The organism is Luteimonas granuli (assembly GCF_007795095.1).
GTDB classification, from domain to species: Bacteria; Pseudomonadota; Gammaproteobacteria; order Xanthomonadales; family Xanthomonadaceae; genus Luteimonas; species Luteimonas granuli.
On record NZ_CP042218.1, the window covers coordinates 2370764 to 2395459 of the forward strand.

General features: G+C 71.3%; 23 protein-coding genes and 1 pseudogene. 17 read left to right on the forward strand and 7 right to left on the reverse strand.

The window, feature by feature from the left end; all coding sequences use genetic code 11:
- Nucleotides 1-17 precede the first annotated feature (17 nt).
- From FPZ22_RS10990 to FPZ22_RS11000, 3 genes and pseudogenes are all read left to right on the forward strand, one after another.
- Complete coding sequence (locus FPZ22_RS10990) at nucleotides 18-1094, forward strand: SPOR domain-containing protein (protein ID WP_144892943.1); 1077 nt, start codon at nucleotides 18-20, stop codon at nucleotides 1092-1094.
- A 33-nt stretch (nucleotides 1095-1127) separates the two neighbouring features.
- Nucleotides 1128-2600, forward strand: a complete 1473-nt coding sequence (gene purF, locus FPZ22_RS10995; RefSeq protein WP_144892945.1) for an amidophosphoribosyltransferase — start codon at nucleotides 1128-1130, stop codon at nucleotides 2598-2600.
- A 7-nt stretch (nucleotides 2601-2607) separates the two neighbouring features.
- Nucleotides 2608-3412, forward strand: a pseudogene (locus FPZ22_RS11000) (ferritin-like domain-containing protein).
- Nucleotides 3413-3434: 22 nt separating this feature from the next.
- On the opposite strand, the gene lpxH reads toward FPZ22_RS11000, so the two are convergent.
- Nucleotides 3435-4175 (reverse strand): UDP-2,3-diacylglucosamine diphosphatase, encoded by a 741-nt coding sequence (lpxH, locus tag FPZ22_RS11005; protein WP_144892947.1) that lies wholly within the window; start codon nucleotides 4173-4175, stop codon nucleotides 3435-3437.
- Nucleotides 4176-4307: 132 nt separating this feature from the next.
- Here lpxH and gltX point away from each other — a divergent pair, with 132 nt between their 5' ends.
- Together gltX and FPZ22_RS11015 are read left to right on the forward strand one after the other, a co-directional pair.
- The gene (gene gltX / locus FPZ22_RS11010; protein WP_144892949.1) at nucleotides 4308-5708 is read left to right on the forward strand and encodes a glutamate--tRNA ligase; all 1401 of its coding nucleotides are present in this window, start codon (nucleotides 4308-4310) and stop codon (nucleotides 5706-5708) included.
- Between the two features lie 86 nt (nucleotides 5709-5794).
- Nucleotides 5795-6304, forward strand: a complete 510-nt coding sequence (locus FPZ22_RS11015) for a transcriptional repressor (RefSeq protein ID WP_144892951.1) — start codon at nucleotides 5795-5797, stop codon at nucleotides 6302-6304.
- Here the strand turns inward: FPZ22_RS11015 and FPZ22_RS11020 are convergent.
- Nucleotides 6301-8442, reverse strand: coding sequence for a TonB-dependent receptor (locus tag FPZ22_RS11020; RefSeq protein WP_246120697.1), 2142 nt, complete (start codon nucleotides 8440-8442; stop codon nucleotides 6301-6303). The two genes, FPZ22_RS11015 and FPZ22_RS11020, sit on opposite strands and share 4 nt — an antisense overlap.
- A 159-nt stretch (nucleotides 8443-8601) precedes the next feature.
- Here FPZ22_RS11020 and FPZ22_RS11025 point away from each other — a divergent pair, with 159 nt between their 5' ends.
- Together FPZ22_RS11025 and FPZ22_RS11030 are read left to right on the forward strand one after the other, a co-directional pair.
- Nucleotides 8602-9003, forward strand: coding sequence for a MerC domain-containing protein (locus FPZ22_RS11025; RefSeq protein WP_144892955.1), 402 nt, complete (start codon nucleotides 8602-8604; stop codon nucleotides 9001-9003).
- Nucleotides 9004-9082: 79 nt separating this feature from the next.
- Entirely contained in the window at nucleotides 9083-9271 is a 189-nt protein-coding gene (locus FPZ22_RS11030) for a 30S ribosomal protein THX (protein WP_144892957.1), read from the forward strand.
- Between the two features lie 80 nt (nucleotides 9272-9351).
- Here the strand turns inward: FPZ22_RS11030 and FPZ22_RS11035 are convergent, their stop codons facing one another.
- Complete coding sequence (locus FPZ22_RS11035; RefSeq protein WP_144892959.1) at nucleotides 9352-10569, reverse strand: dipeptidase; 1218 nt, start codon at nucleotides 10567-10569, stop codon at nucleotides 9352-9354.
- Nucleotides 10570-10598: 29 nt separating this feature from the next.
- The gene (hutI, locus tag FPZ22_RS11040) at nucleotides 10599-11849 is read right to left on the reverse strand and encodes an imidazolonepropionase (protein WP_144892961.1); all 1251 of its coding nucleotides are present in this window, start codon (nucleotides 11847-11849) and stop codon (nucleotides 10599-10601) included.
- A 159-nt stretch (nucleotides 11850-12008) separates the two neighbouring features.
- Here hutI and FPZ22_RS11045 point away from each other — a divergent pair, with 159 nt between their 5' ends.
- From FPZ22_RS11045 to FPZ22_RS11055, 4 genes are all read left to right on the forward strand, one after another.
- On the forward strand, nucleotides 12009-13277 hold the full coding sequence (locus tag FPZ22_RS11045; protein WP_246120698.1) for a formimidoylglutamate deiminase: 1269 nt from the start codon (nucleotides 12009-12011) through the stop codon (nucleotides 13275-13277).
- A 92-nt stretch (nucleotides 13278-13369) separates the two neighbouring features.
- Nucleotides 13370-13840 carry an RNA polymerase sigma factor gene (locus tag FPZ22_RS11050; protein WP_168198987.1) on the forward strand — a complete coding sequence of 157 codons (471 nt, stop codon included), beginning with the start codon at nucleotides 13370-13372 and terminating at the stop codon, nucleotides 13838-13840.
- 2 nt (nucleotides 13841-13842) lie between these two features.
- Nucleotides 13843-14427 (forward strand): hypothetical protein, encoded by a 585-nt coding sequence (locus FPZ22_RS13680; RefSeq protein WP_168198988.1) that lies wholly within the window; start codon nucleotides 13843-13845, stop codon nucleotides 14425-14427.
- Nucleotides 14428-14489: 62 nt separating this feature from the next.
- Complete coding sequence (locus tag FPZ22_RS11055) at nucleotides 14490-16136, forward strand: serine hydrolase (protein ID WP_168198989.1); 1647 nt, start codon at nucleotides 14490-14492, stop codon at nucleotides 16134-16136.
- A 20-nt stretch (nucleotides 16137-16156) separates the two neighbouring features.
- Here FPZ22_RS11055 and FPZ22_RS11060 read toward each other — a convergent pair whose 3' ends face one another.
- The 3 genes from FPZ22_RS11060 to FPZ22_RS11070 form a co-directional block, all read right to left on the reverse strand.
- Entirely contained in the window at nucleotides 16157-16657 is a 501-nt protein-coding gene (locus FPZ22_RS11060) for a methylated-DNA--[protein]-cysteine S-methyltransferase (protein WP_144892969.1), read from the reverse strand.
- Nucleotides 16654-18219 (reverse strand): DNA-3-methyladenine glycosylase 2 family protein, encoded by a 1566-nt coding sequence (locus tag FPZ22_RS11065; protein ID WP_144892971.1) that lies wholly within the window; start codon nucleotides 18217-18219, stop codon nucleotides 16654-16656. The genes FPZ22_RS11060 and FPZ22_RS11065 overlap by 4 nt, the downstream gene beginning before the upstream one ends.
- Before the next feature lie 113 nt (nucleotides 18220-18332).
- Nucleotides 18333-19613 (reverse strand): alkaline phosphatase family protein, encoded by a 1281-nt coding sequence (locus FPZ22_RS11070; protein ID WP_144892973.1) that lies wholly within the window; start codon nucleotides 19611-19613, stop codon nucleotides 18333-18335.
- Nucleotides 19614-19830: 217 nt separating this feature from the next.
- Between FPZ22_RS11070 and FPZ22_RS13685 the strand changes: the two genes are divergently transcribed.
- From FPZ22_RS13685 to FPZ22_RS11095, 6 genes are read left to right on the forward strand one after another with little or no spacing between them, the layout of a single operon-like run.
- Nucleotides 19831-20241 (forward strand): hypothetical protein, encoded by a 411-nt coding sequence (locus tag FPZ22_RS13685; protein ID WP_168198990.1) that lies wholly within the window; start codon nucleotides 19831-19833, stop codon nucleotides 20239-20241.
- A gap of 41 nt (nucleotides 20242-20282) precedes the next feature.
- Entirely contained in the window at nucleotides 20283-21125 is an 843-nt protein-coding gene (locus FPZ22_RS13690; RefSeq protein WP_168198991.1) for a VirB8 family type IV secretion system protein, read from the forward strand.
- A 2-nt stretch (nucleotides 21126-21127) separates the two neighbouring features.
- A complete protein-coding gene (locus FPZ22_RS11080) occupies nucleotides 21128-21895 on the forward strand; it encodes a TrbG/VirB9 family P-type conjugative transfer protein (protein WP_144892977.1) in 768 nt (255 codons plus the stop codon).
- Entirely contained in the window at nucleotides 21892-23025 is a 1134-nt protein-coding gene (locus FPZ22_RS11085; RefSeq protein ID WP_144892979.1) for a TrbI/VirB10 family protein, read from the forward strand. Before FPZ22_RS11080 ends, FPZ22_RS11085 begins: the two co-directional genes overlap by 4 nt.
- On the forward strand, nucleotides 23025-24104 hold the full coding sequence (gene virB11, locus FPZ22_RS11090) for a P-type DNA transfer ATPase VirB11 (RefSeq protein WP_144892981.1): 1080 nt from the start codon (nucleotides 23025-23027) through the stop codon (nucleotides 24102-24104). The genes FPZ22_RS11085 and virB11 overlap by 1 nt, the downstream gene beginning before the upstream one ends.
- Nucleotides 24101-24673: a lytic transglycosylase domain-containing protein gene (locus tag FPZ22_RS11095; protein WP_144892983.1), complete on the forward strand. Its 573-nt coding sequence runs from the start codon at nucleotides 24101-24103 to the stop codon at nucleotides 24671-24673. The genes virB11 and FPZ22_RS11095 overlap by 4 nt, the downstream gene beginning before the upstream one ends.
- The last annotated feature ends 23 nt before the right edge of the window (nucleotides 24674-24696 follow it).

The following is a 24696-nucleotide window of genomic DNA, read 5'->3' on the forward strand; positions in this document are numbered from 1 at the left end:
CCGCTGCCCGAGCGCCCATGGACCCCGGACTGAAACAGCGCCTGATCGGCGCCGCGGTACTGATCGCGCTGGCCGTGATCTTCCTGCCCATGCTGGTGCAGGGGCCGGCTCCCGACAGCGGCGTATCCGACCTGTCGCTGCATGTCCCGGATGCTCCGGACGGCGAGTACGTCACCCGCGACCTGCCGCTGGTTGCGCCCGAGGCCGCCGGCTCTACCGGGCTGCTTGCCAGCGACGGACGCCTGGCGACCGTGGACACCGCCACCGCGACGCCGGAAGGCGATGCGCGGCATGCCGATGCGGCCGACCTTGCCGCGGATCCCGCGGCGGAGCCCATCGGTGCCGCCGACGTCGCCGTGCCCGATGCCGCGGAGGCCGCGGAAGTGGCCGCGCTCCCGCCGGAACCAGCGGCGCCGCCGCGTCCAATCGCTGCGGCCACCGATACCGCGCCCCGCCCGGTGGCTCCTGCGCCCGCGAAACCCGACCCCGTGGCAACCCAGACGCCCGCCCCCGCGCCGCGCCTGCCAGCGGCGACCGCCGGCGGCGACTACGCCGTGAACTTCGGCGCCTACGCCACCCGGGCCGACGCCGGCACCGTGGTCCAGCGACTGCGTGGCGAGGACCTGCCGGCCTACGTCGAGGAAACCCGCGTCGGCGGTCGCGACGCCTGGCGCGTGCGCATCGGCCCCTATGCGAGCCGCGCCGATGCCGAGACCGCACGCGTGCGCGCCGGCGCCATCGGCTCGCGCGCCACTGCGGTCGTGGTCGCCCTGGACGCCGCCGCGCCGGCATCCGGCGGCACCCCCGGCGCGTCGACCACGGCACCGGCCGCGGCGACTGCGCCCGCACCGGCGGCCGGAACCGGCTTCGCCGTCCAGCTGGGCGCCTTCGGCAGCGCCCGCGACGCCACCGCACTGCGCGACCGGCTGCGCGGCGCCGGGATCGGTGCCTTCACCGAGACCGTGCAGACTGACAGGGGCACGCTGACCCGCGTCAAGGCCGGACCCGTGGCCACGCGCGCCGAGGCCGAGCAGCTGAAGGCGCGGGTGAAGTCGGGCTTCGGCATCGACGGCCTCGTGCGCTCGCATCCCTGAACACCGCTTCCCAACTTCGCAGGATCCAGTCCCATGTGCGGCATCGTCGGCATCGTCGGAAACACTGAGGTCGCGGCCGCGCTGTACGACGGCCTGACGGTGCTGCAGCACCGCGGCCAGGACGCCGCCGGCATCGCCACCGGCAACGGCACCCGCCTGCGCGTGCACAAGGGCAACGGACTGGTACGCGACGTGTTCGATGCCGCGGCGATGGCACTGCTCGAAGGCCGCGTCGGCATCGGTCACTGCCGCTACCCGACCGCGGGCAGCGAGGGTTACGACGAGGCGCAGCCGTTCTACGTCAATTCGCCGTATGGCATCGCGCTCGCGCACAACGGCAACCTCATCAACACCGACGAACTGCGCCGAGAGGTGTTCGAGACCGACCGCCGCAACATCAACACCGAGTCCGACTCCGAGGTGCTGCTCAACGTCTTCGCGCACGAGCTCGACGGAGCGCGCGCACTGACGCCGGAAGCCGCGCTCAATGCGGTCGAGGGCGTGCACCGGCGCGCGCGCGGCGGCTACGCGGCGGTCGCGATCGTGCTTGGTCTGGGACTGGTGGCGTTCCGCGACCCGAACGGCATCCGGCCGCTGGTGCTCGGCAGGCGCGTGTCCGAGGCGGGCACCGAATACGCGGTGGCCTCGGAATCGGTGGCCCTGGACATCCTCGGCTTCGAGCGGTTGCGCGACGTCGAGCCCGGCGAGGGCATCGTGATCACCGCGCGCGGCGAACTGCATGCGCGCCAGTGCGCGGAGCCTGCCGAGCACGCACCCTGCATCTTCGAGTACGTCTACTTCGCGCGTCCGGACTCGATGATCGAGAACATTTCGGTGCACAAGGCGCGCATGCGCATGGGCGTGACCCTGGGCGAGAAGATCCTGCGCCAGCGGCCGGACCACGACATCGACGTCGTGATCCCGATCCCTGACACCTCGCGCGACGCCGCGCTGGAGATCGCCAACGTGCTCGGCGTGAAGTACCGCGAGGGCTTCATCAAGAACCGTTACGTCGGCCGCACCTTCATCATGCCGGGACAGGGCGAGCGTGCGAAATCGGTCAAACGCAAGCTCAATCCGATCCCGCTGGAGTTCCGCAACCGCGTGGTGCTGCTGGTCGACGACTCGATCGTGCGCGGCACGACCTCGAAGCAGATCGTGCAGATGGCCCGCGACGCCGGTGCGCGCAAGGTGTACCTGGCCTCGGCGGCTCCGCCCGTGCGCCATCCCAACGTCTACGGCATCGACATGCCCTCGACCGAAGAGCTGGTGGCCAACGGCCGCAGCGAAAAGGAGATCGAGGCGCTGCTCGGCTGCGACTGGCTGATCTACCAGGACCTCCCCGACCTCGAAGCCGCGGTGGCCGGGCACAAGTTCCCGGGGAAGAAGTTCGACAGCTCGTGCTTCAGCGGCGAGTACGTGACCGGTATCGAGCCGGGCTACTTCGAGCGCCTGCGCCAGCTGCGCTCCGACGAGGCGAAGAAGAAGCGCCGCGTGGGCGCCTGAGGCCACGGTGCGGGGGTCGTTGTTCGACGCCGCGCGCGCGTGCCTGGCGGCGGCCTCGCCCGAGGACAAGGTGGCGGCCACGCATGCGGCGGCGGCGGCGTTCCGCGCGGGCGACCTCGCGATCGACCCTCGCGCCCCGGCACCCGGGCCCATCCGCATGCCCGGCCGCCCGCCGCGCCCGCGCCTGGTGCATCCACGCGCACTTCCGCGCCGCGGCTTCGGCACCGGCGAGGGTCGCGCCGCCTTCATCCACGCCATCGCCCACATCGAGTTCAACGCCATCGACCTGGGCTGGGATGCGGTCTACCGCTTCCGCGGGATGCCGGGGGACTACTACGCCGACTGGGTGGCAGTGGCCGATGACGAAGCCCGTCATTTCACGATGCTGCGTGGCCGCCTGCAGGCGGCCGGCTACGACTACGGCGATTTCGATGCCCACAACGGCCTGTGGGAGATGGCGGAGAAGACCGCGCATGACGCGCTTGCACGCATGGCCCTGGTCCCGCGCGTGCTCGAGGCGCGCGGCCTGGACGTGACGCCGGGCATGATCGCGCGGCTGCGCGGGCAGGATGATGCGACCGCCGACATCCTGGAAGTGATCCTGCGCGAGGAAGTGGCCCATGTGGCCGCCGGCAGCCGCTGGTTCCGCTGGTGCTGCGAACGCGCCGGCATCGACCCCGAGCCACGCTTCCCGCGAACTGCTGGTGGAGTATGCGCGCGCCGTGCTGCACGGTCCGTTCAACGTCGATGCCCGCAGTGCCGCGGGCTTCAGCGATGGGGAGCTCGCGGCGCTGCGGCAGCTCTCGGGCTGACGCCCGCGGGGATGCGCACTGCTCAGCGCGACGCCAGCGCGTCCAGCACCATCCCGCCCGCATCCACGCGCAGCACCGAGCCCTGCTCGTACCAGTCGCCGAGCACCACCCGCGTGCGGGCGCGTCCGTCGACGTCCAGCGCATGCACCGCCGGTCGATGCGTGTGTCCATGGATCAGCAGGTCGACGTCGTGGTCACGGAAGACCGCCTCCACCGCCGTCGGCGCGACGTCGGTGATCGTCTCCATCTGCCCGGCGTCGCGCAGTTCCCCCTGCCGCGCCCGGCTGGCGGCCCGCGCCTGCCGGGCGAACGCCAGCCGCGCCTCCAGCGGCTGCGCCAGGAATTGCCGCTGCCAGCGCGGATCGCGGGTCTGCGCGCGGAACTGCTGGTAGGCGACATCATCGGTGCACAGTGTGTCGCCGTGCATCAGCAGCGCCGGCTGCCCGTACAGGTCGATCCGCGCCGGATCGGCGAGCAGCGTCATTCCCGCGCGCCGCGCGAACTCCCCGCCCAGCAGGAAGTCCCGGTTGCCGTGCATGAAGTACACCGGCACGCCGCTGTCGGCAATCGCCTTGAGCCGCTCCGCCACGAAGGTTCCGGCTTCCGACGGATCGTCGTCGCCCACCCAGGCCTCGAACAGGTCGCCGAGGATGTAGAGCGCCTCGGCGCGGCGCGCCTCTCCCTCGATGAAGTCTCCGAACAGCCGGGTGATCTCCGGCCGGTCCGGGTCGAGGTGGAGGTCTGAAACGAAGAGGGTCGCCATCCGGCGATTGTAGAACGGGCTGCTCCGGTCCACGGCGGGTTCGCGCAACGGCCGTACGCCGCGCGCCATACGCCGGGCGGCACCGGCTAAAATGCGGCCATTCCACCGCATCATCCGCCTGCATCGAGCGCCATGACCGTCCGCACCCGCTTCGCCCCCAGTCCCACCGGCTACCTGCACATCGGCGGCGCCCGAACCGCGCTGTACTGCTGGCTCGAGGCGCGCCGCCGCGGCGGGCAGTTCATCCTGCGCATCGAAGACACGGATCGCGAGCGCAGTACCCAGGCCGCCATCAACGCCATCCTCGAGGCGATGGAGTGGCTCGGCCTCGACTATGACGAAGGCCCGGTCTACCAGACCGCACGCATCGAGCGGTACCGCGAAGTCGCCGAGCAGCTCGTCGCTTCGGGCCACGCCTATTACGCCTACGAGTCGAAGGAGGAGCTCGACGCCATGCGCGAGGCGGCGATGGCCGCCGGCGGCAAGCCGCGCTACAACGGCGCCTACCGCGACCGCGGTGCGCCCTGGCGCGATGATCCCAACCGCGTGATCCGCCTGAAGAATCCGCTCGACGGCGTGGTTGCCTGGGACGACAAGGTCAAGGGCCGCATCGAGATCGCGAACGCGGAGCTCGACGACCTCGTCATCTTCCGCCCGGATGGCTACCCGACGTACAACTTCGCCGTGGTGGTGGACGACCTCGACATGGGCATCACCGACGTCGTCCGCGGCGACGACCACGTCAACAATACGCCGCGCCAGATCAACATCTACCGCGCGCTGGGTGCCGAAGTGCCGGCGTTCTCGCACCTGCCGATGATCCTCGACGAACACGGGGCCAAGCTCAGCAAGCGCACCGGCGCCGCCGACGTCATGCAGTACCGCGATGCCGGCTACCTGCCGCACGCGCTGCTCAACTACCTGGTGCGCCTGGGCTGGTCGCATGGTGACCAGGAGATCTTCTCGATCGCCGAGATGCAGCGGCTGTTCGACCTCAAGGACGTCAACGCCAAGGCCGCGCGCCTGGACATGGCCAAACTGGGCTGGCTGAACCAGCAGTACCTGAAGGAGGACCCGCCCGCGGACGTCGCGAAGCACCTCGAATGGCACCTTCGCGAAGCCGGGTACGACCTCGACGCCGGCCCCGCGCCGGCCGATGTCGTGCTCGCCCTGCGCGACCGCGTGCAGACGCTCAAGGACATGGCCGAACGCGCAGCGGTCTGGTTCCGGCCGCTCACCGAGTACGACGACAAGGCCGTGGCCAAGCACCTCGGGCCCGAGGCGAAGGCGCCGCTGGCCGAGGCTCGCCATCGCCTGGATGAACTGTCGGGATGGAGCGTGGACGCGATCGCCGACGCCCTGCAGGCCACTGCCGGAACGCTGGGCCTGGGCATGGGCAAGGTGGCGCAGCCGCTGCGCGTGGCGATCACCGGCACCCAGGTGAGCCCGGACATCGCGCATACGGTCTACCTTGCTGGCCGCGCGGAAGCGCTGAAGCGCATCGACGCGGCGATCGCGCTGATCCCCGCCTGACGCCTGACGGTGGGAGCGGCCCGGCCGCTCGTCCTGCGGGGGCGCGCGGCTTGAGTCCTTGGGCGTTGGCCACCATCATCCTTGGCATGTCCGTACATGCCTGCACCGATCCCAAGCACCACGTCCATGACAGCGCCGCCTTCGTGGCCGCGGTGGAGCGCGCCTGCCACGAGCGCGGCCTGCGGCTGACGCCGATCCGTGCCGGCGTGCTCGGGCTCATCGCCGAGGCCGAGCAGCCCATCAAGGCCTACGATCTGCTGGACCGCGTGCGCGAAGGCCAGGGGCCGGGCGCCGCCGCGCCGCCGACGGTCTACCGCGCGCTCGACTTCCTGCTCGCCAACGGCTTCATCCACAAGCTGCAGTCGGTCAACGCCTTCGTCGCCTGCCACCACCCGAGTACCGCACAGCACTCGGTGCCGTTCCTCATCTGCGATTCCTGCCACACCGCGATCGAGCTGGAGGACCGCAAGATCGTCGCCGCGCTGGACGAGCGCGCGCGCGAACTCGGCTTCCGGCCGCGCGCGCAGACGCTGGAGGTGCATGGCACCTGCGCCGCCTGCGCATCCGGCGAAGGCGGCGCGGGCCCGGACGCCTAGAACAGCACGCGCACCCCGGCGGTGACGCCGCGGCCCGGCAGCGGTGCGATGTCGTTCAGGAACGAGGTGTGCACGCGCGCTTCCTCGTCGAGCAGGTTGCTGCCGTTGAGGAACAGTTCCACCGCGCTGCCGCCGGCGGTATCCATGTGCCAGGCGACATTCGCGTGCACCAGCGTGTACCCCGGCGTCGCGAGTTCGCCTTCGGCCACGTCGTCCTGGCTCGCGTACCGCACCGCGCCGAGGCCGGCGCGCCAATCGTCGCTGGTCCAGCGCAGCTCGCCGCCGACGCGCGAGGGCGCCATCCGCGGCAGGTTGCCGTCGAGCGCCAGCTGCGCCACGTAGTCATGGCCCTGCTGGCCGTGGGGTACCGATATGTCGATCTCGCGCATGCCCTGGCCGTCGAGCTTCCCGCGCACGACGTCGCCGAAAGCACGCGCCGTCCAGGCGCCGCTGCCGTTGTCGATGAAGGTCCACTCCGCCTCCACCTCGGCACCGCTGAAACGGGCGTCAGCCTGGTTCCAGGCGCGCACCGGCAGGCCGCCGTCGATGATGCCGGTGTCGGCAAGGTAGATGAAGTCGTCGTAGCGCACGTGGTACAGCGAAGCGCCCAGCTGCAGCGGACCGCGGTGCCAGTGCAGGCCGATCTCGGCGCGGTTCGCGGTCTCGACGTCGAGACCGGCGTCGCCGAACTCGTGGCTCTGCGTCGCCACATGCACGCCGCTGGAGTACAGCTCTTCGGCGGTCGGGGAACGCTGCGCGCGGTCGAGGCCGAGCGACAGGTGCATGTCGGGGGTCAGGTCCCAGCGGGTCGCGAATGACAGGTTGGTGGTGTCGAAGTCGCGCGAGGGCCCGGCCTCGGCGACGACGTCGATGCTGTTGCGGTCATGGCGCAGGCCAAGCTCCATGCGGATGGCGCCGAAATCGCGCTCGCCGATCCAGAAGACACCGGCGTCGCGGGATTCGGAGTCGGGCACGAAGGCTTCCGCGCCCAGGGCGCCGAAGTCGCGCTGCGTCCACTGCATGCCGAAGGCGCCCTCCCAGCCGCCGAGCGGATGGTGCGCCAGCTCCAGCCGGCCTTCGATGGTGCGGTTGTCGAACACCGTGCCGACGTCGTCGCCCTCGTATTCGGTATGGGTGTAGTCGGTGTGCGCGAGCTTGGTGCGCAGGCTCCGGAACGCGCCGAAGTCGTCCAGGCCGCCCCGGAGCTCCGTGCGGCGCTGGTCCATCACCACGTGCACGCCGCCATGGCCGCTGTCTTCATGGCCGTCGCCGTCGTGACCGTCGTCATCGCCGTGGTCGTCCTCGACGTGCACGTGGCCGGGCACGCCGTAGCGTGTGTTGTAGAGGCTCTGGCCGATGCCGATGAAGCCGCGGTCGCCGACCCACGACAGGCCCAGTGCGCCGCTGTCGGTGCGCACGAAGCTGTTCGGGAGGATGCCGCGGGCATCGTCGCCGCCGTCGTCATGGCCGGGCCCATCGTGGCCGTGCGCCTCGCGCAGGACGGCGCTCTCCGCGTATCCGGGGATGTCGATGTCCCCGGTTTCGCGATGCAGCGCGTCGACATGGAACACGAAGCGGCCCGACGCCGACGTGCCATCAAGGCGGAGCATGCCGGTGCGCTCGTCGTTGACGCTGCCGGCGCGCAGCTCCGCGCGGCCCTCCAGCGGCCGCGACGTCGCGGTCTCGGGAATGCGTCCGTCGACCACGTTGACCGCACCGCCGATGGCGCCATTGCCGTAGAGCAGGGTGGCCGGACCCTTCAGCACCTCGATCTGGTTGGCGAGGAACGGTTCGATGCTCACCGCGTGGTCGACGCTGACGGTCGAAACGTCGCCGGCGGACAGGCCGTCGCTGAGCACCTGGACCCGCGCGCCTTCGAGGCCGCGGATGATCGGACGGCCGACGCCCGCGCCAAAGAACGAGGACTGCACGCCGGGCAGGCGCGACACCGTTTCGCCGATCGAGCCGGCCTTGGCCTCGTCCAGCTGTTCGCCGGCCAGGACGGCGACGGGCCGCGCCAGGTCTTCGGCGGTGCGGGCGATGGGGTTGGCGCGGACCCGGACGGAATCGAGGTCGGTGATGCCATGTCCGTGGCGGGTCCCGTCCGGCTCGGGTGCCTCCTGCGCGGCGGCGGGCATGGCGGATATTGTCGCCAGGACGGCGAGGGCCAGCGTGGCAGGGGTGGATAGGGCGCGGCGGAACAGTGTCGAGGTCTTCACGGGCATCGGCGGTGTTAGCATGGGCAAGGATTGAAATGTTATATTGTTTCAAATCGAACGCCCAGCCCAACGAAAGTCATGGCCACTTCCTGCAATCTCAATCGAGCGGATCGCGTCGGTTTCGCCGCTTCCTTCCTGTGCGCGCTGCACTGCGCGCTGCTGCCGCTGGTGTTGGCGGTGCTGCCGACGCTGGGCCTGTCCGTGGGCGGCTGGGTGGACATCGACCAGGGTGTGACCGTGTTCGCGACCCTGCTCGGGGTCGCCACACTCGCGATCGGCTTCCGCCGGCACCGCGCCTTCCGGGCTTGGGCGCTGCTGCTTCCCGGCCTGGCGCTGGTCTGGCTGGGCGCGTTCAGCCCGCTCCACGACCATGGCCTGGGGCACGCCGTGGTGATGGCCGTGGGCGGCCTGATGATCGCCGGCGCGCATCTGTTGAACCTGCGCCTGACCCACGCCGCCGCCGCTCGCGCGACGCCGTGAAACCCGCGCCCGTGCTAGGATGCGCGCCCTGTGGCGTGCAAGGGCGCGCCTGACACGAGACATCCAGGAGCATCAGAGAATGGGCAAGGGCGACCGCAAGACGGCCAAGGGCAAGCGCTACAACTCCAGCTACGGCAACGCCCGCAGCCAGGCCACCTCGAAGGCGACCGGCACGTCCGCGGCGCCGGTCGCGAAGAAGGCCGCCAAGAGCGTGGCCAAGGCCCCGGCGAAGAAGGTCGTGGCGAAGAAGACCGTCGCCAAGGAGTGACCTTGCGCCACCGGCGGTAACGCACGAAGCCCCGCGGAAAGCGGGGCTTCGTCGTTTCCGGGGAGTGGAGGGGCCGCGGATCAGCGGGCCGCTGCTCCCGCCTCGATCTCCGCCCAGACGCGCATCAGGTTGCCGCCCAGGATTTTCCGGATGGCATCGTCCGAGTGCCCGCGCGCCTGCAGGCCGGCGATGAGGTTGGGGAAATCCGCCACCGTACGCAGGCCCTCCGGCAGCGCGCCGTCTACCCCGTCGAAGTCCGAGCCGATGCCGACGTGGTCGACGCCGATCAGCTTGACCGCGTAGTCGATCTGGTCGAGCACGTCGCTGATGGGTGCCTCCACCTTCGGGTGGTCCTTGGCCCACTGATCGGCAAAGGCCTTGCGGTCCAGTGCCGGCTCGCCCGCGGCCACGCGCTCGGCGTTGCGGCGGTCGAAGGCCAGCGATTCGCGGAACCAGTCGCGGGTGTTGGCCGCGGCCTGCGGGTTCACGAAGGCGGTGCCGAACGGGATCTGCACCACGCCGCCCCTGGCCGCGATCAGCTTCGCCAGTTCGTCGCTGAGATTGCGCTCGAAGCCGGGCGTGAAGTGGCGCAGCGCCGAGTGGCTGGCGATCACCGGCACCGAGCTGAGCTCCACCGCCTGGCGCACGGCGTCGTCGGAGATGTGCGAGACGTCGACCATGATCCCGAGTCGGTTCATCTCGCCGATCACCTCGCGGCCGAAGGGGCTGAGGCCGTTCCAGCGCTTTTCCACCGTGTACGAGGAATCGGCGATGCGGTTGTTGCCGCTGTGTGCGAGCGTGATGTAGCGGATACCGCGCTTGTGGAAGAACGCCAGCTGCGACAGGTCGTCCCCGATCGGTCCGCCGTTCTCCATGCCCAGGGGCAACAGCACGCGGCCGCCTTCGCGCAGGCGCTCGACGTCGCCGGGCGAGATGAGGATGGCGAAGCGGTCGGGATGGCGCGCGACAAGGGCCTCCATCGCGTCGATCTGGGCATTGGCCGCCTGCCAGGCGCTGCCGGATTCGTCCTGCCGCGCCGAGGTGTAGATCGACATGAAGGCCACGTCCAGGCCGCCTTCGCGCGCACGCGGGTAGTCGAACTCGCGGTCCGGGGCGGCTTCGCCGAGGTCGGCCCAACTCGACACCAGCACGCCCGGGGCGTCGACGTGGGTGTCGACGATGAGTGCGTCGGCGGCCAGCGCGCGCGCGGCGTCGGTAGCCTGGGCGAGCGCGGCGGCGGGGACGGCCAAGGCCAGGGACAGGGCGATTGCGAGGGCGCGGAGACGGCTTCGGGACATGGTGTGGCTCCTTGTGGAACGGCGGGATCTCAGGCGGTCGGGGTGGCGCCAGCCACCCTGCGGCCGGCGGAATGGACCGAGACGGCCAGGTCGCCGCCCAGCCAGTAGCACAGCGCCGCGGGCTCACGCACGCGCCAGCGCACGAAATCGGCGCGCAGGCCGGGGCGCAGCCTTCCGCGATCGTCGAGGCCCAGCGCGCGCGCCGCATGCAGGGTGGCGCCGCGCAGCGCTTCGACCGGGGTCAGGCGGAAATGGGTGCAGGCCAGCTGCATCGCCTGGCGCAGCGAAAGCAGCGGCGAGGTGCCCGGGTTGCAGTCGGTGGCCACCGCCATCGGCACGCCGTGCGCGCGGAAGGCGTCGATCGGCGGCAGCGTGGTCTCGCGCAGCACGTGGAAGGCGCCGGGCAGGAGCACCGCGACCGTGCCGGCCGCCGCCATCGCGCGCACGCCGGCGTCGGACGTGTGTTCGACGTGGTCGGCGGACAGTCCGCCGAATTCCGCCACCAGCGCCGCGCCGTCGCCATCGCTGAGCTGGTCGGCGTGCAGCTTCACCGGCAGCCCCAGGGCGCGCGCGGCGTCGAACACCCGCCGGGTCTGCGCCGCGCTGAAGCCGATGCGCTCGCAGAATGCATCCACCGCGTCCACCAGTCCTTCCGCATGCAGGCGCGGCAGCCATGCGCGGACGGCGTCGATGTAGCCGTCGGCATCGCCCATGAACTCCGGCGGCAGCGCATGCGCGCCGAGGAAGGTGGTGCGGACCGGGATGCCGAGCGCGTCGCCGAGCCGGCGCGCGGTGCACAGCATCTTGCGCTCGTTGTCGAAGTCGAGGCCGTAGCCCGACTTCACTTCAAGCGTGGTCACGCCGTCCGCCACCAGCGCGCGCGCGCGCGGCAGGGACTCGGCCAGCAGCGTCCCCGCGTCGGCGGCGCGTGTGGCGCGCACGGTGGAGAGGATGCCGCCGCCGGCACGCGCGATCTCCTCGTAGCTCACGCCCGACAGCCGCTGTTCGAACTCCGCGGCGCGGTCGCCGGCGAAGACGGCGTGGGTATGGCAGTCGACCAGGCCCGGCGTCACCAGGTCCCCGCCCGCATCGGTCACCTCATCGGCGAGGTCCGCCGCTGCCCCGGGCAGCGCCGCCGCAGGGCCTGCGAAGACGATGCGGCCATCGCGCCAGCCCAGCGCGCCGTCGTCCACCAGGCCGTAACCGCCGGCATCGTCGTCGAGCGTGGCCAGGCGCGCACCGAGCAGCAGGCCGTCCCAGCGGCCAGGCGCGGTGTTCATCGGCGCGGAGCCGGCGGGAGGACGACGGTGCGGCGCGACATGGATGGCCCCGGTGCTGTGGCGACGACCCGCTAGCCTAGCGCAACGATGCCGGCCGGTGGCAGACGCACCGCCACCGGAAACGGTAGCCTGTCGCCCCCCGCCACAGGATCGTCCACCATGTCCGCACGCTCCGACGCCGCAGAGCCCATCGCCCGCCGGGTGGAGGAAGGCTGGCGGTTGCCCGGGGTCGCCAACCTGCATTCGCACGCGTTCCAGCGTGCCATGGCCGGGCTCGCGGAGCGCCAGACCCATCCCGAGGACTCCTTCTGGACGTGGCGCGAAACCATGTACCGCATGGCCGCGCGCTTCGATCCCGATTCCCTGCACGCCGTCGCCAGCCAGCTCTACGTCGAGATGCTGGAGGCCGGTTACACCACGGTCTGCGAGTTCCACTACCTGCACCATGCGCCCGACGGCCGGCCCTACGACGATCCCGCGGCGATGTCGCAGGCGCTGATCGCCGCTGCGCGGGACACCGGCATCCGCCTGACCCTGCTGCCGGTGCTGTACATGACCGGAGGTTTCGACGGCCGGCCTCTGAACGCGCGGCAGGCCCGCTTCGGCCATGACATCGACGGTTACATGCGCCTGTTCGAAGGGCTGCGCGCGGAGGAGGGCGAAACGCTCCGCGTCGGCTGCGCGCTGCACAGCCTGCGCGCGGTACCGCCCGAGGCCATGCGCGCCGTGCTGGCGGCGCTTCCGGACGACGCCCGCATCCACATCCACATCGCCGAGCAGGTCGGCGAGGTGCAGGACTGCCTCGCGCTGCGTGACCTGCGGCCCGTGGAATGGTTGCTGCAGAACGCCACGGTGGACGCGCGCTGGACCCTGGTGCACGCCACGCACCTCAACGACTGGGAGGTCGCCGGCATCGCGAAGAGCGGCGCCACCGTCGCCATCTGCCCGAGCACCGAGGCCAACCTCGGCGACGGCCTGTTCCGCCTCCGCGACTATCTGGACGCCGGCGGCGCCTGGGGCATCGGCTCGGATTCGCATATCTCGGTGTCGCCGGTGGAGGAGCTGCGCTGGCTGGAATACGGGCAGCGGGTGCTGACCCGGCGCCGCAACATCGCCGTGCATGGGGACTCGCCAAGCGTGGGCGCGACCCTGCTGCGCGGCGCATGGTCGAGCGTCGCCGGCTCCACCGGGTTCGACGGCGCCGGGGGAGATGCTGTCGTGCTCGATGCGGACGCGCCGCAGCTGGCCGGCGCCACCGCGGACGACGTCGCCGACCGCTGGATCTTCAGCGGAAACCGATCCTGCATCCGCGAAGTGCATGTCGCTGGCCGCAAGGTCGTCGCCGATGGCGTGCATGCCGGACGCGGGCCGATCCTCGCCCGCTACCGGGCAGCGATGGCGACCATCCTCGGGGCCATCGAAGGATGATCGATGCCGGCCGCGCGACGCGGCCGGCTGAAAATTTCCGCTGCCCGCTGCAACCAACCTCCTGGGACGCATCAGGAGGACAGAAGCGCGACATGGAAAACGGAGCGGCGTTCACCGCCATGGTCCAGGAGAACAGGGGGGCGCTGGTGCGCCTGGCACGGCGCTACGCCGGACCGGACGACTGGCAGGACCTGCTGCAGGAGATGCAGCTGCAGCTGTGGCGCAGCTTCGACAGCTTCGATGGACGCGCGCAGCGTTCGACCTGGCTGTACCGCGTCGCGCTCAATACCGCGCTGGGCCACGTACGCAAGCCGCGCCGTCTCCACAGTCCGCTGGACGAGGTGCCGGAGCAGGGCGACAGCGGCGATACGGAGGACGCGATCGGCGTGCTCGACCGGTTCCTCGCCATGCTCGATCCCGTGCAGCGCAGCGTCCTGATGCTCGATCTGGAAGGGCTGCCGCGGGAGCAGGTCGCCGACGTGCTTGGCCTGAGCGTCAACGCCGTGGCCGTACGCATGACCCGCCTGCGCCGGCTGTTCGAACAGCGTTTCCTGGAGGACTGACGATGGACTGGGACAGGATCAGGACCCAATGGCGCGAGGCGACGCCCTCCGCGAACCTGCTGTCGCTCCACGAGCTCCGCAGGCGCGACGGTGCGCTCTGGAAGACCGTGCGGCGGCGCGATCTCCTCGAAACCATCGCTGGCGTATTCGTGGCGATCTTCTTCGGAGCGATGACGATCGTCGCGTTGTCCAGAGGGGAATGGCTCCAGGGCGGATTCGCGCTGCTGGTGGCCGGGTGGGGGGCGGAGCTGCCGTTCCGCATGCACCGCCACCGGCGGCTCGCGCTCGAGCCGGGGCACGGACTCGACCTGCGCGCGTTCCTGGAGCGGCAGCGCGATGCAGCGCTGGTCCAGGCCCGGCTGCTCGAGCGGGTCTGGCTCTGGTACCTGGCCCCGCCCGCCATCGGCCTGGCGGGCCTGACGCTGGCACGCGACGGCCTGACCGCCGGTGCGCTGCGCTTCATCGGCGTGATGCTGGTGCTGTGCGTGGTCCTGGTCTGGGCGAATCGCTACGCGGCGCGAACGCAGTTCCGCGCCCATGCCGATGCGCTGGAGCGCCAGCTCGACGCTCTGGCCGGGGACAGCTGATTGCGGCCACACACGGCGCGGGAGCCGCGCCCACGTCATCGATCATCGACAAGGAGAGACCCATGCAGCTTCCCCTCGCTTCCATCCTCCCGCTGTGCGCGGCGCTTGCGCTCGCGGCCTCCGCCAACGCTCGTGCCGGCGATGACGCGGCGCTCGCCTCGATCGTCGACCAGCGCCTGGCCGGCGACCGCACGGGCGCCTGCATGGCGGTGGCGGTCATCGACGGCGACCGCGTTTCCCGCACGTTCCGCTGCGCGGACCCTGCCGCCGCCGCACGCATCGGTCCCGACAGTGCATTCGAGATCGGCTCGGTCAGCAAGACCATGACCTCGACCCTGCTCGCGGAGCTCGTGGCCGAAGGCAAGGTCTCGCTGGACGATCCGCTGTCCGCCTACCTGCCCGAGGGGACGAACGTCCCCGCCTTCGAAGGAAGCCCGATCCTGCTGCGGCACGTGGTCACCCACACCAGCGGCCTGCCGGCGCTGCCGGCGCGGATGGCGGTGACCGATCCCGGCGATCCCTATGCCACGCTGACCATCGACGACCTGCTGGCTTCGCTTGGCGACGTGACCCTGGCGCACGCCCCGGGAACGCGGTTCGAGTACTCGAACTTCGCTTCGATGGTGCTCTCACACGCGCTCGCCAGGCGCGCCGGCACCGACTTCGAGACGCTGATCGACGAACGCCTGTTCACGCCGCTCGGCATGGATCGGGCCTACGTGTCGCGGCGCCCCGAAGGCGTGCGCGCCGCGGGCGGCCACACCCCCAACGGCCTGCCCGCGCCCGCATGGACCATCCCGGTGGACGCCGCCGGTGTCGGCGGCGTGCGCGCCACGCTCGAAGACATGGTCCGCTACGTCCGGGCGAATCTGGATCCCGCCGCCACCCCGTTGCATGCCGCCATCGAGCTGGCGCACGCGCCGGTCAGCCGGCAGCCGCCGATGGCGATGAACTGGATGCTCATGCCGGTCGCGGGCCGCACCGTACTGGTGCACGAGGGCGGCACCGGCGGCTTCTCGTCCTTCGTGTCGGTGGACGAGGGGAAGCGGCGCGGCGTGGTGATCCTTTCCGATACCGCGTGGCACTCCATGGGCGGACTCGGCAGCCTGGGGCTGCACCTGGTCGATGCGTCGCTGCCGTTGGGCGGGCCGCGCAGGATGGCGACGCCGCCGGCGGAGCTGCTCCAGGGCCTGGCCGGCGAATACCAGCTGCAGGGCCTGATGAAGATGAGCCTCCGCCATCGCGAGGGGAAGCTGTACTTCCAGGCCGAAGGGCAGGGCGAGTACGAGCTGGGCTACGACAGCGCCGGCGACTTCTTCCCGACCGTCGCCGATGCGCTGCTCAAGCCCCGTCGACAGGCCGATGGCAGCTACGCCTTCCTCTGGGTGCAGGGCGGCGGCATGATCCCCGCCACCCGTCTGGACGCAGGCGCCGCCTCCGCGCCGGCCCTGTCCACGGCGGTGCTTGCGGACTATGCCGGCGAGTATCCGCTGGCCCCGGGCTTCGCCCTCACCGTCCGCGAGCGCGATGGGCGCCTGCATGCACAGGCCACGGGCCAGGGCGAGTTCGCGCTGGATCCGGCCGGCCCGGACCGTTTCGAGGCGGCCGCTTACGGGATCGGGATAGAGTTCAAGCGCGGTGCCGACGGCAGCGTCGCGTCACTGGACCTCCATCAGGGTGGCCGGGTGACGCACGCCGAGCGACGATGACCGGCTGAGGGGGCCGGCGTTCAGCCGAACAGGCCGGAACCCGTCGGCAAGGCCCCCTCCAGCTCCAGCAGGAACCGTTTGGTCGGCAGCCCGCCGCCGAACCCGGTCAGCGAGCCGTCCGCGCCGATGACGCGGTGGCAGGGCAGCACGATCGGCAGCGGGTTGCGGCCGTTGGCGGCGCCGACCGCGCGGGTGGCGGTCGGCCGGCCGATCTGCCGCGCAAGGTCGCGATAGCTCCAGGTGTCGCCGTAGGGAATCGCGGCGAGCGTGGTCCAGACCGTGCGCTGGAACTCGGTGCCGCGCGGCGACAGCGGGAGGTCGAAGCGCTGGCGCTTCCCGGCGAAGTATTCCTGCAGTTGCCGCTGCGCTTCGGCGAGGACGGCATTGCCGCCCTCCTGCCAGTCGTCGCCGACGTGTGCCTGGCAGGGCGGCGGGAAGTCGATCCGGAGCAGGCCGTGGTCGTCGGCGGCAAGTGTGAGCGTGCCGATCGGGGTGTCCATGCGGAGGAACGGGATGGTCATGGGCTGTCTGCCTCATGCGTCGGTGTCCGCGCGCGCTTGCGCGCGGTGGCGCGGGACTGCGCCGCTGTGGTGTGGGACGTGGACGCCATCGCGTCCTTCCAGAGGTGGATCACCGCGTAGGCGCGCCACGGCCGCCAGGCCCCGGCGCGGACGGACAGCGCCTTTGCGGTGAGCCGCGAACCATCGGCGGGCAGTGCTTTCTGCAGCACCAGGTCCTCCGAGGGGAACGCGTCCGGGTGGCCGAGCGCGCGCATCGCGATGTACTGCGCCGTCCACGGTCCGATGCCGGGCAGCGCGACCCAGTGCGCCGTGAAATCATCGAGCGTGCGTTCGGCGCGGAAATCGACGCGACCCTCGAGCAGCGCCCGGGCCATGCCACGCAGGGTGTCGGCGCGCGCACGGGTGAGGCCGATCGCCGAGAGGTCCGCATCGGCCAGCGCATCCGGCGTCGGGAACAGGTGCTCCAGTCCATCGCCGAACGCCGCAGGAAGCGGCTCGCCGTAGCGTCCTGCCAGGCGCGCGGCCAGGGTGCGGGCGGCGGCCACGCTGACCTGCTGCCCGAGCACCGCGCGCACGGCGATCTCGAAGCCGTCCCAGCCGCCGGGCAGGCGCAGGCCGGGGCGTGCCTGCAGCAGCGGGCGCAGGCGCTCGTCGTTCGAGAGCGCGTCCGCGATCGCCTGCGGATCGGCGTCGAGGTCGAGCATGCGCCGCAGCCGCTGCACGATGTCGAGCAGGCGCCCGGCCTGCGGCGCGTGAAGCTCCAGCTTCAGTGCATGTTCGCCGCCGGGCCACGCCGAGATGCGCAGCCACCCGTGCGGCGCGTCGCCGGTGCCGGCGATGACGCGCGCATAGTGCGCGTCGCCCACCGATTCCACCCCCGGCAGCGCGCGACCACGCAGGAAATCCAGCATCGCCGGGAAGTCGTACGGCGGGCGGTAGCCCAGGCGCAGCACCAGCGTGTCGCCGTCGGTCTTCGCCGCCGCGCCGGGCTGCCTGCGCAGTTCGCGCGGCGTCATCCGGTAGGCGTCCTTGAAGCTGGTGTTGAAGCGCCGAAGACTGCCGAAGCCCGCCGCCATCGCGACCTCGGTCACCGGCAGCGCGGTCTCGGTCAGCAACTGCTTGGCGAACAGCAGACGCCGCGTCCCGTGCACGCCCACGGGCGGCGCGCCGAGGCGCTCCACGAACAGCCGCCTCAGCTGGCGCTCGCCCAGGCCAACGCGCCCGGCAAGGACCGACAGCGGCGCATCCGCCAGAGCGCCCTGGTCGATCAGCGTCAGCGCCCGCGCCAGCGCCGCATCGCCGCGCCGCCAGGCGCCGTCGCCGGGCGACAGCTCGGGCCGGCAGCGCAGGCAGGGCCGGTAGCCCGCGGCCTCTGCCGCCGCGGCGCTGGCGTAGTAGGTGACCCGCTTCGCGTAGGGCGCCGGGCAGACCGGGCGGCAGTAGATCCGCGTGCTGTGCACGCCGGTGAAGAACAGGCCGTCGAAGCGCGGGTCGCGGCTGCGGCGCGCCTGGTCGCAGGTGGCGGTGGCGGGGAGGACGGCGGTGGCGGATTCGACCGGCATGGACGCAGGCTAGCACCGGCGCAGGGCCATGACTCGCCGTTTTCGGACATCCGGACCCGCGGCCACGCTAAGGCAGTTTCCGGGCGGTTTCCGGGCGGTGGCCGCCCGGGCCGTCAGGGCAGCGCGGCGGGCTCCAGCGCCGGCAGCAGCGCCGCCGGGTCCCCATCGTGATCCGCCGCCGGGATGCCCAGAAGCTGCGCCAGCAGCGGATAGACGTCCACGTTGTCGATCGGGTCGATCACCGCGCCGTTGCGGAACGCGGGGCCGCTGGCGATGAACACCGCGCGCATCGACGGCAATGCCGGGTCGTAGCCGTGCGAGCCGCGGGTGCCGCCGTTCGCGCGCGCATCGAGCATGTGCGGCAGCACCGCATCCCAGCCTTCGTCCATCTGGCAGACGATGGCGGGAATGCGCGGGTGGGTGCCGTAATGCCAGCGTGCCGGCAGCTTCTCCCGGTGCCAGCATTCGTAGTGCTCGTGGCGGCCCAGCAGGCGCGCTTCCACCTCGGCCTCGAAGCCGGGATCGGGTTGCACCTGGACCACCTGGCCGATGCTCGACAGCCGGGCCTGCGTGGTCGTCACCATGTCGCCGACCGACACCTGGTTCCCCGGCGGCACCGGCGCCATCCCGTGGTCCGAGACCAGGATGATGTTGGTCCGCGCCAGACGGTCGCCGTCCTGGAGGGTGGCGAGCAGTTGGCCGATGGCCGCGTCGATGTCGGCCAGCGCCGCGCGTGCCTCGTCCGAATCGGGCCCGTGGGTGTGGGCGGCGGTATCCACGGCGTGGAAGTACAGCGTGGACAGGCGCGGACGCGTGGCTTCGGGCTCCAGGAGCCAGCCGGCCACGGTGGCGGCGCGATCGGCGGCCGGGACGGATTCCTCGTACAGATGCCAGCGGGTGGGCCGGACGCCTTCGATCTCGGCTTCCGAGCCAGGCCAGAACATGGTGGCCGTGGGCATGCCGGCCTTTTCCGCCGCCACCCAGACCGGCTCGCCGCCCCACCACGCGCCGTTGCCCACGGCTTCGCGGTCGGAGAGGCGGAAGGTACCCAGGTCGGCGTCGCGCATGGAGTTGTGGACGATGCCGTGGCGGTCCGGGCGCAGGCCGGTGACGATGGTGTAGTGGTTGGGAAAGGTGAGGCTGGGGTAGGACGGCGTCATCCAGCGCGCGCGCACGCCCTTGGCCGCGAGGCGGGCGATGTTCGGCGAGTCGTGGGGGTTGATGCGGTCCGGGTGGAGTCCGTCCACGGAGATCAGCAGCAGCGGGTGGTGCGCTGCGTGGCTGGTCGGGAACTCCACGGGTGCCGGCGTGCCGCGGCTGGCGCAGGCGGCGAGGACGAGGATGCTGGCGAGCAGTGCGGCGAGCGATGCCGCGGATCGGGTGTGCGATGGCATGCGTGAATGATAGGCGGCAAGGATGACGCCTGTATTCGCGGACGGGATTCTGAAAGCGCCGTCGGACTCTCCCGTTCACTGTGTGAAACCGCGGATCCCGGCTGGTACGGCCCTTGAAGGGCAGGGCCTGCGGCGCTAGCGTCGACCGTGAGCGCGATGGGGACGTCGCGCCGGCCCGCAGGGAAGCGGGACGTCCGGATCTGCCAAGGAGGGCGACATGGACACAGGACATGGCAGGAGGGCCTGCATCGCGGCGCTGGTGGTGATTCCGCTTGCTGCCTGCGCCGGACCGGGCGTACGCGATTTCGGCGGGCGATGGCTGCCGGCCAATGCCTATGCCGCCACCACCCGGGCGGTTCCGCTTCACGAAGGCCACGTCTTCCAGGCCACGCCCATGGACGGAACGCTCCGCAACCTGCTCGCGCGCTGGGCCGGCGACAGCGGCAGCGAACTCGACTATCGCCATCCCTTCGATTTCACCCTGCACGCGCCGGTGGCGGAGGTGCATGCACGCGTGCTGGCCGATGCCGTGGCCCAGCTCGGTGCCGCGTTCGCGCCCCAGGGGGTGGTGATGCGGATGGAGGGCAGCCGGCTGGTCGTCGCCGCCGCGGATGGCGGGGAAGGCTAGACGGCCGGCGATATCCACCACCACCTTGCATGGATTGCAGCATGTTCGAGAAGAAGCAGCCGGGCGATGCGACCAGGGATGCGGTCGCCGCCGCGGTGGACTACGAGACCAGCATCGCCGACCTGGCGCGCCGCAGCGAGCGCCGTGCGTGGTGGGTGGCGGCCACGGCCACGGTCACCGCGGTGCTGCTTGGCGCGGGCTATGCCGGCATCATGCCGCTCAAGGAGCGCGTGCCGTTCCTGGTGATGGCCGATGCCTACAGCGGCAACGCCACCGTCGCCCGGCTCGATCCCGACTTCCGCCATCGCAGCCTGACCGCCAGCGAGGCCATCGCGCGCGCCAACGTCGCCACCTTCGTCAGCCTGCGCGAATCCTACGACGTGGCCATGATGAACCTGCGCGACTGGCGCGCCGTGCATGGCATGTCGGCGCCGGAGGTCGGGCGGGAGTACGCGTCCCTGCATGCCGCAGGAAACCCCCGCAGCCCGTACAACACCCATGGCCACAGCCGGGCCATCCGCGTGCGGATCCTGAGCATCCAGCTCATCGACGGTCCCGACGGCATGCCGGGTGGCGCCACCGTCCGGTTCCAGCGCAGCCTCTACGACAAGGCCAGCGGGGCTACCCGGCCGCTCGACGGCCGCATCGCGACGCTCGGCTTCACCTACAACCTCGCGCTGCGCATGGACGAACCCGACCGGCTCCAGAATCCACTGGGCTTCCAGGTCACCAGCTACCGGGTCGACAACGACTACGCGCCGCTGCCGCCGGCGGGGGCGGAGCCCGCGCACTTCGAGGCGGCGCTGGTGGCGGACCTGAAGCCCGGCATGTCCGCGCCGCCGGATTCCGGCGTCGTGGACGCCGAGGCGGAGGCGGAGCGATGACCATGAGCAGGACGGTACGGATGGCGGTGATCATCCTGGCCATGGTCCTGGCAGCGGGCCCGGCCGCTGCCGCGCCTGCGCCCGCGGCCAGCCGGATCGATGTCTACGACTACGTCGAGGACGGCATCTATCCGGTGCGCACCGCGCTCGGCATCACCACCCAGCTCGAACTCGATCCAGCGGAGGAGGTCCTCGACTTCAGCGCCGGATTCAGCAGCGGCTGGGACCTGATCCGTCGCGACAACGTCTTCTACCTGCGGCCGCGCGCCGCGGACGTCGACACGAACCTGCTGGTGCGCACCCGCACGCATTCCTACATCTTCGAACTGCGGGTGGTGGCCAGCGACTGGACCACCCTGGAGCAGGCCGGGCGCGCGGGCGTGCAGTACAGGATCGCGTTCCGCTATCCGGGCGATGCCGCCTTCACGCGCCCGGTGGACGAGCCGCTGGACCGCGGTCAGCGCGTGACCTTGCAGAGGGGGCGCAGCTACCACTTCGGCTATGACATCGCGGCGCGGCGCGCGCCGCCCTGGCTCGTGCCGATGAACGTGTATGACGACGGCCGCTTCACCTACCTGCGCATGGGTACCCACGCCGCGCTGCCGACCGGGACGTTCCCGTCGGTGTTCGCGCGCAGGCGTCGCGACGGCGAGGAGTTCGTCGTCAACACCACGGTCGAGGAGGGGGTGCTGGTGGTGCACGGCACCTATCCGTACCTGGTCCTGCGCCACGGCCGGGACGTGCTCGGTCTGAGGAGGAACGCGCCATGAACATGCCCGGGCACGACGAAGGCATGGCAGGCACTGGCCGCGGCCACTACGCGGCCCGTCAGTCGCCACCGGACCTCGACGCCGGCGCACCCTCGCTGCGCGCCGAGGACGCGCAGCGGCTGGACCGAAAGGCCCTGGGCTTCCTGGTGGGGATCGTTCTGCTCCTGCTGGCCGCGCTCGCGGTACTGGTGCGCACGATGGGCAAGGACGACGAGGCCGCGGCCGCGGGTCGCGAGGAGGCTGTCGTGATTCCCGAGGCGCCCAGGGTCGCTGCTCCGCCCGTGCGTGGGCCGTCGGCTCCAGCGGTGGTGGAGCCGATACCGGTGGTGAGCCTGCCCGCGCCGCCGATGCCGCGCGCAGCCCCGGAGCGCCCGCTGCCGATGGCCGCGCCCGGACCCGGCCTGGTGGAGCGGCGCAGCAGTGGCGGCGAGTCCGCGCAGCCCCGCGATGCCTACATGCAGGCGATGCTGGCCGGCCTGCCCGGCGCCGAAGCGCCTCCATCGTCCGCGCCCGCACAGGCTGCGACAGCCGCCCGGCCCGTGATGCGGCCGGAAACCCTGCTGGTCCGTGGCACCTATATCCGCTGCGTGCTGGAAACGCGGATCGTCACCGATGTGCCCGGATACACGTCGTGCATCGTCACCGAGCCGGTGTACTCGATCAACGGCCGCCGGCTGCTTCTGCCGGCGGGCTCCAGGCTGTTGGGCCGCTACGACGGCGAACCGCGGGGCCCACGGGTGGCCGTGGTCTGGGACCGGATCACGACGCCGACGGGCATCGATATCGGCATGGACAGTCCCGGCGTCGACGGGCTGGGTGGTGCCGGCCACCCGGGGCGCTACAGCGCCCACTGGGGGTCACGCATCGGCTCCGCCCTGCTGGTCAGCCTGATCGGCGACGCCTTCAAATACGCGGCTGCGGAAGCCGGGCCACAGGGCACGGTGGTCGGCGAGGGCGGCGTGGTCGTCCATTCCCCCTACGAAAGTGCGACCGCACGGACGCTGGAGCGGCTGGCCGGCCAGGCGTTGGCGACGCGCCGCGCGCCGACGGTCACCATCCACCAGGGCAGCCTGCTCAACGTCTACGTCTCGCGCGACGTCGACTTCTCCGCCGTGGTGATGCAGCTGTGATGGCCGCCGGCGGTCCCGCGGCGGTCCATGGCGGTCCGGTCCCGGTCGGCCAGGGCTTTCTCGACTACCAGTACGAAGCGCTGGGAATCCTCGGGCACATGGCATCGCCTGATGTCACCGAGATCTGCATCAACCGCCCCGGCGAGATCTGGCTCGAGACGCGCGAAGGATGGCGCAGGGAAGAGGTCCCGGGACTGAGCCTGGAGCGCGCGCGCCGCTTCTGCAATGCCGTGGTCAACGGGAGCGACACGGGACAGCGGATCACCGACGCCGAGCCCGTGGTCTCGCTGACGTTCCCGACGGGGCAGAGGGCGCAATTCGTGATTCCTCCCGCATGCGAGGCGGGCACCGTCTCGATCACGATCCGGCTGCCCTCGCGCGGGGTACGCCGGCTGGACGACTACGAGGAGCAGGGCTTTTTCTCCTCCATCCGACCTGCGGGCGTCGATGCCGACGGTGGCGGCGCCGCGGACCGCGAGCTGCTGGCCCTGCATGCCGCCGGGCGCCACGCGGAGTTCTTCCGCCGGGCGGTCCTGCTGCGCAAGAACATCGTGGTCGCCGGGGCGACCGGGAGCGGCAAGACCACGTTCATGAAGGCACTGGTCGAACACGTACCCGCGGGCGAGCGGCTGGTGACGATCGAGGACGCGCGCGAGCTGTTCATCAGCCAGCCCAATGTCGTCCATCTGCTGTACTCCAAGGGTGGCCAGGGCACCGCGAAAGTGAGCGCGAAATCGTGCATGGAAGCCTGCCTGCGGATGAAGCCCGACCGGATCATCCTGGCCGAGCTGCGCGGCGACGAGGCCTTCTACTTCATCCGCAACTGCGCATCCGGCCATCCCGGGTCGATCACGAGCTGTCACGCCGGCAGCACCTCGCAGGCCTGGGACCAGCTGGCGCTGATGGCGAAGGCGTCCGTCGAGGGCTCGGGGCTGGAGTTCGCGACCATCCGCCGCCTGCTGGCAACGACCATCGACGTGGTCGTCCACCTCGGTGCCGGGGGCGGACACCGGCATGTCAGCGGCGTCGACTTCGGCGGCAGCCTCGTCGAAGCGGCCCGTCGGGAGACGGCGCCATGATCCCCGGGCTGGAACTGATGGCCTGCCAGGACCTGGCCGTGCCCATCGAAGTGATGGAGCACGTGGTGCGGGTGGAGTCGTCGCTCAATCCGTACGCGATCGGCATCACCGGTGCCCGCCTGTCGAGGCAGCCGCGGAGCCTGGACGAGGCCGTGGCCACGGCGGCGAAGCTCGAGCGCGAGGGCTACAACTTCTCGCTGGGGCTGGCCCAGGTGAACCGCCACAACCTCGCCGCCCAGGGGCTCTCGACCTACGAGGACGCTTTCGCCGTCTGCCCCAACGTCGCGGCGGGCGCACGCATCCTCGCCGACTGCCTGGTGCGTGCGGGCGGCGATCTCGACCGGGCGCTCAGCTGCTACTACTCAGGCGACTTCACCCGCGGCTTCCGGGATGGCTATGTGCAGAAGGTGCGCCGGTCGATGGACGCCGGCGCGGAGGCGGGGCCCCCGCCGGCGACGCGTACCGGCGGCAGCGACCCCGACGCGCCCTTCATCCCCCGGGTCTCGGGACCGCGGGCACCGCCGTCTCCCTCCGCCGGCGCCGACGGCGACCCGGCCCTGGTCTTCTAGCCCGCGGCAGGACGCCGCGAACC

What these genes read in the sequence shown, in the direction of transcription:
- FPZ22_RS10990 (WP_144892943.1), top strand. Translation starts at nt 18, where the DNA reads ATGGACCCCGGACTGAAACAGCGCCTGATCGGCGCCGCGGTACTGATC.
- purF (WP_144892945.1), top strand. Translation starts at nt 1,128, where the DNA reads ATGTGCGGCATCGTCGGCATCGTCGGAAACACTGAGGTCGCGGCCGCG.
- lpxH (WP_144892947.1), bottom strand. Translation starts at nt 4,175, where the DNA reads ATGGCGACCCTCTTCGTTTCAGACCTCCACCTCGACCCGGACCGGCCG.
- gltX (WP_144892949.1), top strand. Translation starts at nt 4,308, where the DNA reads ATGACCGTCCGCACCCGCTTCGCCCCCAGTCCCACCGGCTACCTGCAC.
- FPZ22_RS11015 (WP_144892951.1), top strand. Translation starts at nt 5,795, where the DNA reads ATGTCCGTACATGCCTGCACCGATCCCAAGCACCACGTCCATGACAGC.
- FPZ22_RS11020 (WP_246120697.1), bottom strand. Translation starts at nt 8,442, where the DNA reads ATGCCCGCCGCCGCGCAGGAGGCACCCGAGCCGGACGGGACCCGCCAC.
- FPZ22_RS11025 (WP_144892955.1), top strand. Translation starts at nt 8,602, where the DNA reads ATGGCCACTTCCTGCAATCTCAATCGAGCGGATCGCGTCGGTTTCGCC.
- FPZ22_RS11030 (WP_144892957.1), top strand. Translation starts at nt 9,083, where the DNA reads ATGGGCAAGGGCGACCGCAAGACGGCCAAGGGCAAGCGCTACAACTCC.
- FPZ22_RS11035 (WP_144892959.1), bottom strand. Translation starts at nt 10,569, where the DNA reads ATGTCCCGAAGCCGTCTCCGCGCCCTCGCAATCGCCCTGTCCCTGGCC.
- hutI (WP_144892961.1), bottom strand. Translation starts at nt 11,849, where the DNA reads ATGAACACCGCGCCTGGCCGCTGGGACGGCCTGCTGCTCGGTGCGCGC.
- FPZ22_RS11045 (WP_246120698.1), top strand. Translation starts at nt 12,009, where the DNA reads ATGTCCGCACGCTCCGACGCCGCAGAGCCCATCGCCCGCCGGGTGGAG.
- FPZ22_RS11050 (WP_168198987.1), top strand. Translation starts at nt 13,370, where the DNA reads ATGGAAAACGGAGCGGCGTTCACCGCCATGGTCCAGGAGAACAGGGGG.
- FPZ22_RS13680 (WP_168198988.1), top strand. Translation starts at nt 13,843, where the DNA reads ATGGACTGGGACAGGATCAGGACCCAATGGCGCGAGGCGACGCCCTCC.
- FPZ22_RS11055 (WP_168198989.1), top strand. Translation starts at nt 14,490, where the DNA reads ATGCAGCTTCCCCTCGCTTCCATCCTCCCGCTGTGCGCGGCGCTTGCG.
- FPZ22_RS11060 (WP_144892969.1), bottom strand. Translation starts at nt 16,657, where the DNA reads ATGACCATCCCGTTCCTCCGCATGGACACCCCGATCGGCACGCTCACA.
- FPZ22_RS11065 (WP_144892971.1), bottom strand. Translation starts at nt 18,219, where the DNA reads ATGCCGGTCGAATCCGCCACCGCCGTCCTCCCCGCCACCGCCACCTGC.
- FPZ22_RS11070 (WP_144892973.1), bottom strand. Translation starts at nt 19,613, where the DNA reads ATGCCATCGCACACCCGATCCGCGGCATCGCTCGCCGCACTGCTCGCC.
- FPZ22_RS13685 (WP_168198990.1), top strand. Translation starts at nt 19,831, where the DNA reads ATGGACACAGGACATGGCAGGAGGGCCTGCATCGCGGCGCTGGTGGTG.
- FPZ22_RS13690 (WP_168198991.1), top strand. Translation starts at nt 20,283, where the DNA reads ATGTTCGAGAAGAAGCAGCCGGGCGATGCGACCAGGGATGCGGTCGCC.
- FPZ22_RS11080 (WP_144892977.1), top strand. Translation starts at nt 21,128, where the DNA reads ATGAGCAGGACGGTACGGATGGCGGTGATCATCCTGGCCATGGTCCTG.
- FPZ22_RS11085 (WP_144892979.1), top strand. Translation starts at nt 21,892, where the DNA reads ATGAACATGCCCGGGCACGACGAAGGCATGGCAGGCACTGGCCGCGGC.
- virB11 (WP_144892981.1), top strand. Translation starts at nt 23,025, where the DNA reads ATGGCCGCCGGCGGTCCCGCGGCGGTCCATGGCGGTCCGGTCCCGGTC.
- FPZ22_RS11095 (WP_144892983.1), top strand. Translation starts at nt 24,101, where the DNA reads ATGATCCCCGGGCTGGAACTGATGGCCTGCCAGGACCTGGCCGTGCCC.